We start from the raw sequence: 13,098 nt of genomic DNA, 5'->3' as shown, positions 1-13,098 counted from the left end.
GCCTCATTATTTCGTGTCAATTGGTACAATCCTCAGAGTCATAAAGTGGTAAATGATAACAATTGAATTGGGCATTGGGTATTGGGCATTGGGCATTGGGCATTGGGCATGGGGCATGGGGCATGGGGCATGGGGAAGAGACAAGGTAGACAAGAAAAAAGGAAAAGACTTGTTCAATAATTCCCCCTTGTCCCCTTGTCCCCTTGTCTCCCCTGCTCCCCTGCTCCTCGGTCACTGAGCGTAGCCGAAGTGCTGCTCCCCATCTTTCGCAGTACCATATAAACGCAAAACTATCTAAGCCTGGATGTGCAATGATGGCTGTACGTCAAACTTTATCAAAGCCTGATATCCAACTTTCTTATTTAGAATGGAATCAAGGTCAAGAACCTTTACTGCTGTTACATGGCTTAGGCGATCATGCTCTGGTGTGGTCTAGTTTAGGAGATTACTTGGCGGCGGATTACCACATAGTTGCGCTAGATATGCGGGGACATGGCCAAAGTAGTAAACCAGAGATAGATTATAGCTTTGAGAGTGCGATCGCAGACCTTGAAGCACTCATGGATAGTCTTGGATGGACTTTTGCCCATATTGTAAGTCACTCGTGGACAGGTAAATTAGCCGTCATCTGGGCAAGACAAAACCCAAAGCGTGTACGGAGTATAATTCTCGTCGATCCGATTTTTATCTGGAAAATGCCCAGTTTTTTCAGGGTAACTTTCCCAATGTTATATCGCTTCTTGCCTTTTCTTAAAAGTATGGGGCCTTTTCCCAGCCACGAAGAAGCCGAACAACAAGCACGGCAATTAAAGCAATATCAAGGATGGAGTTCCTTACAACAGCAAGTCTTCCAAGCAGGAATAGAACAAAAACCCGATGGAAGTTGGGGCAGCAAATTTACCATAGCCGCCCGCGACGGAATTTTTGAGGCAGTCATGCAAGTGCCCGGTTTTACAATTCCCCTTAACATTCCTGCTTTATTCATCCAGCCACAACAAGGACTGAACCGCCAAAATTGGCAAATTCAACCTTACAAAACTTATCTTCAAAACTTACGTATCTGCCAAGTTCCCGGCAATCATTGGCCGTTTTTGACACAACCAGAAGCATTTAACCAAACTGTGGCAGCTTTCTTGGCTGAACACAAATAAAAAATCTCATGATTATTAGACGGGATTAGTCATACAGCAACAGAAGAATTAATAGGAGCGATGTTTAGGAGGATTGGGCATGGGGAATTGGGCATTGGGCATAAGAGGCAGAGGTGCAAAGGGGTGAAAAAACTTACTGCAATTTCTCCCCTGCTCCCCACTCCCCTGCCCCCCTGCCCCCCTGCTCCCCTGCTCCCCTGCTCCTCCACTCCCCACTCTCCTGTCATGAGCCTTTGTATCAATCCCGTTTGCCCTAAACCAAATCACCCGAATAATCATCAAAATCGCTTTTGTCAAAGTTGTGGTTCCCATCTAGAATTGCTAGGGCGTTATCGGGTGACGTGCCTGTTGAGTGACAAAACAGGTTTTAGTAAAGTTTATGAGGCATACGAGCAAGATACCCCCAAAATTATCAAAATACTTAAAGAGGATTTATCAGGCGACGCCAAAGCAGTAGAACTATTTCAGCAAGAAGTAACGGTGTTGGGACAATTCAAGCATCCCGGAATTCCCAAAGAAGATAGTTACTTTCAGTATCAAACCCGAAATGGTTTAGTGTTGCATTGCATTGCAATGGAAAAAATCAATGGCTACAACTTAGAACAGTGGCTACAGCAAAATAGCCCCATATCTCAAGAACAAGCCACAGACTGGTTAAGAGAGTTGATAGAAATTTTAGATGTAGTACATAGCAAACAGTACCTACATCGAGATATTAAGCCATCTAACATTATGATTAGATCCCCCCTTGAGGAGGGTTGGGGGAATCTAGTACTGATTGATTTTGGTACCGCCAATGAAATTAATAAAACCTACCAAGACCAACTAAGCAATGGCGACAAGATGACAGCACTTATGTCATCTGGCTACAGCGCCCCAGAACAAATGAATGGTCAAGCAGTACCGCAGTCAGATTTCTTTGCTTTGGGACGCACTTTTGTATTTTTGCTGACAGGATATCATCCTTTGGAGATGTATGATGTCCAGCAAAATTTGTTGCACTGGCAAAATCATGCGACCCATATTTCATCCTTACTATTGAATTTAATTGATTGGCTAACAGCATCAGATATAGAAAAACGTCCTGCCAGTACTCAAGAAATTTTGCATTCCTTAGAAGAAATAGAAACTCAATTAACAGACACGACTCTGACAAATAATAATATCTTAAAATCTTCTAAAATTGAGCATTTGACTGTAGATATTAATAGCAATTCATTACCTCAAAATCAGCAGTCGCAAAAAGTGCCGCTATTGACATTTTTTGCAGTTTTATTAGTAATATTAGGATTACTCAGTATAGTAACTTTAGCCACACGCAAATCAAATTTACCTGACACATCTTATTACAGACAATATCCAGAAAAAAAAGGTAATATCGATTACTTTTCTTATCAAGAAGGTAGGGATAGTCAGGGAAGGATAGCTGAATTTAATATAGCGGTTTTATCACTCAAATATAAATGGCTTTTAGGTAGCAACTTTCAAATTAAATCTAATGATGAAATTATTAGCGTTGACCTTTTAAAGTTGAATTTAGAACAAGAAGGTATAGAGAATATAATGGAAGCTCCCAATGAAATTATCTCTGTCGGCACGGCTTCTTGTAAAGGTGATAGATTAATTCAAGAACGTGTGGCTTTAGAACGTTCTAAACAAATACAACTTTTGGTTCAAAAATTATTTATTAATACACCAAGTGTGAAAATTTATCGCTTATTGAATTTGGGTCAATTCCAACGAAGTGATTGTCAGGCAAATCGGGATTTAACGACATATCAAACAAGTGTGATAATTATTGGTGTTAAAAGAGAATCATCAGGTGTCATTCTTGACGAGGCTCTACGGAATAGGTTAGAAAAGAAGCCTTTTGCTGATTTTAAATTAGAAGATTATTCCTTGGGATCTGCACAGAAGTTTAAGACTATACCGAGCAATTTATAAAATCTTTAATAAAGTAAAATCAGTATATAGGCATATCTCTTATGGCTAGAGCAGCAGATATCAGCACCAAATACTGTATTTGTCTTTGTTGACAGATTACTAGTAGCATCTTCCCAACTAACTAGGACGGTTATTCGCACCGTGAATTTTTAGAATAATTTGTCAAAATAAATGATAACTGGAGGTTCAAAATATGAAATTTTCAATCCAATCACTTTATACCTGGTATCGCAGCGTACTTCGTAACCCCAAATATCGTTGGTGGGTAATTTTAGGAACGTTGGTTTATTTGGTCAGCCCATTTGATGTTCTCCCAGATTTTATACCAGTTGCGGGACAGATTGATGATGTTTTCCTCTTGACTCTGCTAGTTGGTGAGGTGTCTGGGCTAGTAATTGAAGGCTGGAAAGCTCGTAAGGGTGAGGTGGGTACTGAAGTACCTAATACTCCAGAGGGTTCTACCTCTAGCTCTAGTGGAAGCACCATTGATGTTGATGCTGTTTCTGTTAAGTAGTTTTAACAACAAAATAAAGTTGAATAAACCCCTGCTTTCTCTGCTTTTGGCGTCTTAGGTAGGGGATATTTTTTTAACGCAAAGGAACGCGAAGGGAAGCGCAGAGGAACGCAAAGAGGGGGAGTTAGAGGTTGTTAGCTACGCGTTTAATACCTTCTTTGAGGTGGAGGACGTTAAAGTTGAGGAGAAGACCTAGTTTGCAGTTTGCTAGTTTGAGATAGGTTAGGAGTTGAACGGAGTGAATTGGGTGGAAGGATTCTACAGATTTAATCTCTACAATTACTTGGTTTTCGACAATCAAATCTAATCGATAAACACATTCCAATTGCACATCTTGATAAACTAAGGGCAATGGAATTTGCTTACCAACATTCAATCCGGCTTTTTTCAACTCATAATCCAAGCACTCCTCATAAGCCGACTCCAATAAACCAGGCCCCAAAGCAGTATGCACCCTCATCGCACACCCAATAATCACCCCACTCAACTCATTCTCTCTCATCCTCTGCGTACCTCTGCGCTTCCCTTTGCGATCCTTTGCGTTTAAAAATCTTTCACAAATTCCGTTAAGAAACGGAAAGCCTTCAAAATATAACTAGCGCAATCTCTAGGAGAGGTATTGTAAAACGATCGCCACGCACTCGCCTTATCCTCATCATAGCGATCGCTACGTTGACTATGATTCTCTAACCACGCTAACCGCACTGCATGGCCAATTAACACATCCAACACGATATATTCTTCAATTTGCAGCTTAGGATTATTGGCAGCGATCGCTCCTAATTCAATTAATGCTTCAATATTAACTTGGCGATATTCTGGGGCTTCGATTTTATTCAGCAAATGCTCAACCAAGAGAGCAAAATTTCTTTCCCCGGCTGTCATTTCCGACAACATTATCTCACTATCTAAACGATTGCGCCGCTCTAGTTTATCGCCAATTACTAGACCCTTGCAATGTTGCATTAATAGCCAAACTTGTTTAAAAAATTCTTTTGGTACGCGCCCCGTCGCACCCTCGGCTTGGCGAAACCGCCGCCAACCACCTGGCGGAACTTCTATCCCTTCGGCGATTCCTGGTAATACCACCCAAGCAATATCACTTTCTTTTTGTTTGACGTGCAGCGATTCTTGCTGGCGCAACAGGTTACTCATACCAGTATATCCAGTTAATACCTGACGCAAGCGTACTTTAACTTCAAAGGGTGAAAGTTGCATTAAGCAATCGTAAGCTTCATCTTGAGTGACATGCAATTCCCGCGCTAGTTCGCTGGTGATTAATAAGATCAGATAGCCGACTCTCAGCGTTAGTAGTCCCTGAAATAGTTCGGGTTCTGAGCGAATTAAAATGCCAACATAGATTAAAATCTCTTGAGTAAGGACGCGATCGCGGATATCCTCACGACAAAAATGATTAATTTTATCGGCAATTTCATCGTGAGACATGGGTACGCTAATCAAGGACGCTTCACTGTAAGCTTTACCCACAGCAATTTGCTTACCCCGCACCAAAATACTCGTGACTGCATCTGATAGGCTGATATCAACCATTTGGCGCAACCCCGCAGCCCGACGCACCACTGCCCAAATGCCTAAATCTCCAGCTTTGGTGTAAACTTCATCTAGTAAATCGCCTACGGTGACAGGATATCCTGGCCCGCCATACCCTGTATCAAATTTCATTCCCTGCAAGCGAGTTAATGTTTGCAATAACTCGATTTGCTCGTAAATATTCTCTGATGAACGCAAGTAAGAAAGCAATAACCCCAAGTTAGTTTCGTACTCCATTTGAAATTCTTGGGTATGTCCTAAGCGCCAGTTTTTCTCAGGATGATAAGCTAAATAATAGCAACGTGGGCTAGCATTTTTCACTGGCGATCGCGCGAATTCTGCATTTGGTAGAAAATCAATTCTTTGGATTCCGGCTGTTAACATTAGCTGATTTAGCCGCCCTAATTTCACCTGCACGCCGTTACAAACACCATCTTTGAGTTCTTGCATCAGTTCTAGTAATGCTTCAGAACCACTTTCTAACATGGTGTGCGTCAACATTAAAGTTAAGGTAGGACGACCTAAATCGCTCCAATATTTTTGAATGTAAGCTAGTTCGCTTCTAATTTGATCCAGTAAAAAATGGTAATCAAGGGTTAAGTAAAACTGTTGAGAGTCTGAAAATGAAGGCAAAAATACAATTGTTTCACCGCTAATTCGAAAGATTCTCGATGTTGTCAAACTCCGCAACCGTCGCACTGGCCGCCCAGTTAAACCAAGTTTATCGTTACGTCCAATTTGGGTATAAATAGCTGAAAATTCTCCAGCTTTTCTCACTTGAATCGGTTCTACTCGAGTAGGCGTTTGCGCTTCAATTCCGTGAACTTCTAGTTTTGTTTGTAAATCTTCATCTTCTGCTAACAAGGCAATTTGTACCAATGCATCGCGCTGTTTTCCTACACACAAATGTCTTCCCAAAGGGTCGATATCACCAACTGCGATTAAACCTTCACTCAACATTTGACTGAGGAAGTATAAACTCTGCGCCCATACTAAGGGAATATTTTCATTGGGCAAACGTGGTTGCGTTTGAGGTGCTAATTTTTCTGCCTCTATATTTTCTGCGGAAATATAATAAAGTTCTGGCAGTAAACGCAAACCATTTTGTTCTATAAGTAATGATTCTAAAAGATTTTGGTATTTTTTAACTTGTTCTCGATCGCCGCGAAATAATCCATCTAGAACTAAATAAGTGAAAAATAACGGCCATTCGCATTCAATATGCTCAAATTGCTTGAGTTCCCACGGTTCGTAGTGTAAACGTTGATTATCTTCTAAAACCGTTTGGTGTCCATCACGCAGAAAGCGTTTGCAGCCGTATTTACCTGCGAGTTTATTGATAATATCGTTTAAGGTGCGATCGCGTAACTCCAAATCTTCCACTGCAAAGGCAGGATAACTAATAATACTCAACAGCGCCGCATCAATTTCTTTAGAACCAGATTCTCTCGGTAATAAGGATTCTAGGGTAATTCGGGCGCGGGCAATTTCATCTGGTAACACATGAATTACCGATGCTTGACTACCACGCACACCAAACAAATCCAGTCCGTTGATAGCTTCTAAAGCAGCTTTTGCCATGCCTACGGAACTAGCATTTAATTCAGCATTTCCACGATTAATTTTATTACCGCGTTCCCAAATACCGTAATCTGGCGTGCGGTAAGCTCGTCCAATGTAGTAAACTAAATTTTGGACAAAATTAACTTCATCAATTGTATAAATTATTGGCAATCCCGCAGCCGTCATTTGCCCTAACATCAACAAAAATATAGATGTGGCATCAAGTTGCAAATGTCCCCATTCGTTATCCCCAACAACAATGTCACCAGTCGCGGTATTATATTTGGCGTGCAGTCCATCTAGTAGCGACTGAGTATGTTTAAATGTCTCTACTTTATGAGCCTGTCGCATCATCGCAAATAACAACCCACGCATCAGTTTGATGACACTGTGTTCTAGTTCATAAGTGCGTCCTTTGTCGTCGTCAATCTTGCGGTATGCAAGTCCTAAACCCCAAACTGCCAAAATGCTGTAAACGTTGTCTCGCACCCAGGCATCTGTATAATCGCCGTGGGCTGTAATCGCTGTGCTTGCAGGTAATAAACCAGTAATCGGATTTTGCCGAGTCAGGATAATAGTCTTGATTTGCTGGTAATAATAGTCCAGACGAGTTAGCAATTCGGTAGATGTTTTCATGGTTGGGTTTAAAATACTTGCAAAATTTCACCCCTTAAAGGAGTGGGTTTCTTGCACTTGGGCTATGGAGAATGGGACATTGAGATGGGATTATGTACCGTAGAGCATAGGGAAACGTAAATCTTCTTTAGAAATCTCGATCTCTGCGTGGGTGAAAAAATCCCTCCAAATAAGTCTTAGAAAGAGGAACTCTCAAGAGTTATTCAGTGCTGGGATGAGATTAAAAAATCAAGAGTGCCTAACTCCGAAGGATGAGCTTATGGTAGTCTAAACTAAATCACTACTTTGAGGTTATGCTTATGCCGATCTAAACTAAATCATTTTTGAACAAAAATCTTTATTAAATAAATATAATTTTAATGTAAATCTGTTTTAAGATTGATGTGTTTGTGTTAAATATTCATTCAGCAAATAATTGCAGTCAACACAGGGAGGCTATCCTCAACCCAATCAAGTTTGATAAAAATAGGGTTTATGCACTTTACAAATAAATCATTTTGTGCATTTACATCAAGACTTCAGTTTTTTACAAAGTATATTTTATTAGTTGCGTAGGCTAGCAAAAACCCAGACATCGCAAAAATCTACCTAGAAGCCTTGAAAAGCATAGTTGCTATTTTGCCTTTCCTGTTAATGCTTAAGTCATAAAAAATTAATCAGTTTGTTGACATAAATAAATATCCTAGTTTGCTTTATTAGACCTTAAGATATTTACTAAATAATAGTTTCAGGAAAACTTATTATTTCACTGACTAACATAAATAATTGAAGCCCTGATTTAGACTAGTATAGCTTGAAAAAACTAACAATTGTTATTGCTGTTCTGAATAAATCAGGTAATTACTATTTTATCCAAAATAGCAGCAGATAGAATCAATAGCGTAAATATATAAATAAATTAAAAGCTTTTTACTTAACATTTTGTTCGTTTTTGGGAAAAAGAAATATTAATCTTAAATAAATAGGAGTAACACAATGAAAACAGTTGGAATGTATCGTCGAGCTTATCCAAGAGTATCAGAAACTTTTATCGGAGAACAAGCCCATAATTTACAAACATACAAACCGTTATTTCTGACTTGTAAACTATTGGCAGAAATTCCTTTTGACAGTATTGCTATTAGTAATAACGATCGATGGAAGATTAAACAATTATTTCATATAATTTCTGCTTCACCAAATATGTTTGGAAAAGAAGCTGAACTAAAAAATCTAAAATTAATTCACGGACATTTTGGGCCAGATGGTATTTATGCAATGCGATTGGCAGAGAAATTAAATATTCCTTTCCTCGTTACATTTTACGGTTTTGATATCACAGTTTCACGTCAATCTATGTGGCTGTCAGGTAATCCAGCATTTTATCAATTTCTTTTGCATGAAGAAGAATTAAAACAAAAAGCATCTAAATTTATCGCCTTTTCTAGTTTTTTGTATAAAAAGATGATTGAATATGGTTATCCTGAAGATAAAATTATTAAACTAAATAGTGGTATAGATTTAGAGAAATTTGCCCCAGCCAGTGAATCAAAAGATGAAAGATATATTTTATGTGTAGGCAGACATACTGAAAAAAAAGGAATTGATACCCTATTAAAAGCCTTTGCCCGGATTGCCAATAAACATCCAGATGTGTCAGTTATCCAAATTGGAAATGGCACAATGACTGAAAACTTTAAAAGTCTAGCAAATGAGCTTGGTATTAGTAATAGAGTCAACTTTATGGGGGCAAAACCTTATGAAGTGATTCAAAAAACTATGAGAAATGCAGAAATATTTTCTCTACCCAGTCAAACAGCAAAAAACGGTGATAGCGAAGGTTTACCGCTTTCAATATTGGAAGCCGCCGCTTCTGGTTTACCAATAGCTTCTACCTGGCATAGCGCTATCCCTGATGCTATTTTAGATGGAGAAACTGGCTTTTTAGTTGATGAAAAAGACGATCGCTCTCTCGCGGAAAAATTAGATATTCTTTTATCAGATCGGGCTTTAGCTAAAAGTATGGGTAAAAAAGGACGAGAGTTTATTTGCGAAAATTTTGATATTCGCAAGCAAACTGCCAAGCTAGAAGCTATTTATGATTTAGTAATTAGTTAACGACACTCAAGTAAGAGTATCTCAATTTAGATTACTGAACCTCAAGCATTTGTTAATGAGCAGAAGTTTTCTAATGACTTGTTTAGAGACAACTCCCCTTTTTTTAGCCATCCGTATACTTATTTATTCGCGATCGCCAGTTTCCACAGATTATATCGGTGGAAAAACTTACTCTGATTAGAGAATAATTCCTCAAAAATCAGGGTAGTTAGCTCAAAAACGCACAAAAAGCTACTAAAGATATAAAATTTTCTCTGTATCTACCGGAGAGCGCTGTTCCGGGTTAGGATGATGACTAGCAATGCTTTAATTTAGCTATCGATATTGATTTGTTGAAATTTTATGGACCATAGTCCACAAGATGGCAGTATCAACCTCCTCTGAGCTGTGGTGAGGAAGTCTCCCAGCGCGGGGGAGACTTAGGAGATATATATCATGCTCACAGAAGATATTCGTGATTTGTTGACTGATACTACCGATTTAAACCAGTTGAAATGGGATTTAAATCGCTTGCAACCTGTGGATGTGGGAGACTACATTACACAATTGCCCGAACAACAACGGGCGATCGCATTCCGTTTACTCAACAAAGCTCAGGCAATTGATGTATTTGAATATCTGCCGACAGAGGTGCAGGAAGAACTAATTAATTCTCTGCATGATGTCCAGGTAGTACAACTTGTAGAAGCGATGAGTCCCGACGAACGGGCAGAATTGTTTGATGAACTACCGGCTGGAGTAATCAAACGGTTATTACAACAACTCAGTCTAGAAGAAAGGCAAGCAACAGCAACGATTCTCGGCTATCCAGAAGGTACGGCTGGGCGGGTGATGACAACCGAATATGTCCGCTTGCGCCAAGGATTAACTGTAGGTGAAGCTCTGAGTAAAATCCGCCGTCAGGATGAAGACAAGGAGACGATTTACTACGCCTACGTCACAGATGACAACCGGACGCTGGTGAGAGTAGTTTCACTGCGGCAGTTGCTGTTTACCTTTCCCGATGTTTTCATTAAAGATATTGCTAGCGATCGCGTCATTAAAGTTAAAACTGAAACCCCTCAAGAAGAAGTAGCGCGAATTATGCAGCGCTACGACTTAATCGCGATCCCCGTAGTTGACCGAGAAGACCGATTGGTGGGCATTGTCACCATTGATGATGTCATGGATATTTTGGAAGAGGAAGCCACAGAAGATATCCAAAAACTGGGGGGTGTCAGTGGTGATGAAGCAGCTTTATCCTCTCCCTTACTCACCATTCGCAATCGCTTACCTTGGCTATTGGGGATCATGGCCATGTATATTGGTGCAGCCAGTGCGATCGCGCCTTTTCAATCTGTAATTGCCGCAGTGCCAGTTCTAGCAGTGATCATGCCGATTTTTTCTAACACTGGTGGTACTGTCGGTATTCAATCATTAACGGTAACAATTCGTGGCTTGGGAGTGGGAGAGGTAACACCCAAAGATACCTTAAAAATTCTTCGCAAGGAACTTCTAGCTGGTTTAGGTACAGCTCTTGCTTTAGCCACAACGATGATCCTGCTTTCCTTGATTTGGGCGCGACCTCAAGAGCGATGGGTGGCTTTAATTGCCGGAATGGTAATGGCAACTAATACAATTGTGGCTGTTACACTCGGCACTTTACTACCAATGGCTTTGAAACGACTGAAGCTCGACCCTGCCTTGGTTAGTGGCCCGTTAGTGACTACAATGCTAGATACAATTGGATTTTTAACATTCCTCAGCCTAATTTCTCTAGCTTTAAACGTTTTCCATTTACCAACTTGAAGGGATTGGGGATTGGGGACTGGGGATTGGGCATGGGGCATGGAGAAGAGACAAGGTAGACAAGGAAGAGGGGGGAGACTTGTTCAATAATTCCCCCTTGTCCCCTTGTCCCCTTGTCCTCTTGTCCTCCTTGTCCCCCTTGTCCCCTTGTCTCCATCATCTCCCCCAGTCCCCAGTCCCCAGCCCCCAGTCCCCAAATATGCCTACTACTACCTGGAATCGTCATCACATTCTTTCCCTGGCTGACTTTACTACTACCGAATACGATACAGTTTTGCAAACTGCTGCCAGTTTTCAAGAGGTGCTATCACGGCGGACAAAAAAAGTGCCAACTTTGCAGGGACAAGTGGTAGCGAATTTATTTTTTGAATCGTCTACCCGAACTCGCAGCAGTTTTGAACTAGCAGCCAAACGTTTAAGTGCGGATACGCTGAACTTCGCCGCCGCCACATCTTCTATGACTAAGGGAGAAACAATTCTCGACACGGCGAAAACCTATTTGGCGATGGGAACTGATATTATGGTAGTCCGCCATCGAGAGGCAGGAGTACCAAATGCGATCGCATCTGAAATGGATCGCCTCGGTGTACGAGTTAGCGTCCTCAATGCTGGTGATGGTCAACATGAACATCCTTCCCAAGCACTGCTAGATTTATTTACCATAACTACTCTAATTGACCCAGATCATCCGCGACTGGAACTTTTAAAGGGGAAAAAGATTGCCATTATTGGCGATATTCTCCATTCTCGTGTGGCGCGATCGAATATTTGGAGTTTAATTGCTAGTGGTGCCGAAGTGCATCTGGCAGCACCGCCAACCCTCTTACCTAAATTCTTTGCCGAGTTTATCTCGGAGGAAGTAGAAGGCAGAAATTATTCTCCCAATCCCCAACTATTTCTACATTGGCAGCTAGAACCAGCTTTGCAGAATGCAGATTTTGTCATGACTTTACGTCTGCAAAAGGAACGGATGACGGCTCATTTGCTGCCAAGTTTGCGAGAATATCACCAACTGTTTGGCATTACACGCACAAAACTGCAACTTTGTAAACCGAATGTCAAAGTTTTGCATCCAGGCCCAGTCAACCGTGGTGTTGAAATTAGTTCTGAATTGATGGATGACCCAGAATTTAGTCTCATTCAATCACAAGTTACCAGCGGTGTCGCTGTTCGGATGGCACTGTTGTACCTATTAGGTAGCGGCAAAGCTTAATATAATTTCAGTTGGAAATTTCCTCCCATCGGACTACCTAACGGAAGAATACCTAGTCTCATCGAAATTATATATTCCTCCGATCGCATGAGGACAGAATTCTCTAATCTTGGCACACTGGTGTCGTAGAAGTTCAGAATTCAATGACTTCTAGAAGTGTCCGAGGTAAATTATGAAACGAATTTTTTTGACGGCAGCAGCCTTACTCAGCACGCTATCCTTAGCTGCTCCCATTCCCGTCAAAGCAGAAAATTCCGCCCCTGTCCGCCGCTTGTTAGAAACTAGAGAATGTTCGGGATGCAATCTAGTAGGAGCTAACCTCAAAGGCGCTCATCTAATCGGTGTTGACTTGAGAAATGCAAATTTAAAAGGAGCTAATCTCGAAGGTGCTAACTTAGAAGGTGCCGATTTAACTGGAGCTAATTTAAAGTCTGCTAATCTCACACAAGCATTTGTTAGCGATACGATGTTAAATAATGCCAATCTTACCAACGTGAATTTGAGTAATTCCCGTTTATATAATAGTGACGTAGATGGCGCTGTTTTAGCTGGTGTTGACTTAAGTGGTGCTGATGTATTTAATACTGCCATTAGCATTGGTGGTGAATACTAATGGTTAGTCATGATTTCCAAGTTAAGAG

The 13,098-nt window shown here is 40.7% G+C and carries 9 protein-coding genes; 7 read left to right on the top strand and 2 right to left on the bottom strand.

From position 1 onward, the window contains the following. Positions 1-314: 314 nt before the first annotated feature. From RMX89_RS05485 to RMX89_RS05475, 3 genes are all read left to right on the top strand, one after another. Complete coding sequence (locus RMX89_RS05485) at positions 315-1,151, top strand: alpha/beta hydrolase (RefSeq protein WP_322688255.1); 837 nt, start codon at positions 315-317, stop codon at positions 1,149-1,151. Between the two features lie 225 nt (positions 1,152-1,376). Then, the gene (locus RMX89_RS05480; RefSeq protein ID WP_322688199.1) at positions 1,377-3,095 is read left to right on the top strand and encodes a serine/threonine-protein kinase; all 1,719 of its coding nucleotides are present in this window, start codon (positions 1,377-1,379) and stop codon (positions 3,093-3,095) included. 193 nt (positions 3,096-3,288) lie between these two features. Continuing rightward, entirely contained in the window at positions 3,289-3,609 is a 321-nt protein-coding gene (locus tag RMX89_RS05475) for a YkvA family protein (protein ID WP_322669513.1), read from the top strand. A gap of 124 nt (positions 3,610-3,733) precedes the next feature. Here RMX89_RS05475 and RMX89_RS05470 read toward each other — a convergent pair whose 3' ends face one another. Beyond that, positions 3,734-4,111, bottom strand: coding sequence for a GxxExxY protein (locus tag RMX89_RS05470; protein WP_194047259.1), 378 nt, complete (start codon positions 4,109-4,111; stop codon positions 3,734-3,736). Between the two features lie 41 nt (positions 4,112-4,152). Then, a complete protein-coding gene (locus RMX89_RS05465; RefSeq protein ID WP_322688198.1) occupies positions 4,153-7,359 on the bottom strand; it encodes a glycoside hydrolase family 15 protein in 3,207 nt (1,068 codons plus the stop codon). A 975-nt stretch (positions 7,360-8,334) separates the two neighbouring features. On the opposite strand from RMX89_RS05465, the gene RMX89_RS05460 reads away from it, so the two are divergent. The 4 genes from RMX89_RS05460 (at position 8,335) to RMX89_RS05445 (ending at position 13,070) form a co-directional block, all read left to right on the top strand. Next, positions 8,335-9,456: a glycosyltransferase gene (locus tag RMX89_RS05460; RefSeq protein WP_322688197.1), complete on the top strand. Its 1,122-nt coding sequence runs from the start codon at positions 8,335-8,337 to the stop codon at positions 9,454-9,456. A gap of 435 nt (positions 9,457-9,891) precedes the next feature. Continuing rightward, positions 9,892-11,244 (top strand): magnesium transporter, encoded by a 1,353-nt coding sequence (gene mgtE, locus RMX89_RS05455; protein ID WP_322669510.1) that lies wholly within the window; start codon positions 9,892-9,894, stop codon positions 11,242-11,244. Between the two features lie 199 nt (positions 11,245-11,443). Beyond that, positions 11,444-12,457, top strand: coding sequence for an aspartate carbamoyltransferase catalytic subunit (locus tag RMX89_RS05450; protein WP_322669509.1), 1,014 nt, complete (start codon positions 11,444-11,446; stop codon positions 12,455-12,457). Positions 12,458-12,629: 172 nt separating this feature from the next. Further along, complete coding sequence (locus tag RMX89_RS05445) at positions 12,630-13,070, top strand: pentapeptide repeat-containing protein (protein ID WP_322669508.1); 441 nt, start codon at positions 12,630-12,632, stop codon at positions 13,068-13,070. Positions 13,071-13,098 lie beyond the last annotated feature (28 nt).

The sequence above is a fragment of the Nostoc sp. DedSLP04 genome (genome assembly GCF_034530775.1).
Lineage (GTDB): Bacteria > Cyanobacteriota > Cyanobacteriia > Cyanobacteriales > Nostocaceae > Nostoc.
This window is presented reverse-complemented; position numbering and strand designations above follow the sequence as displayed.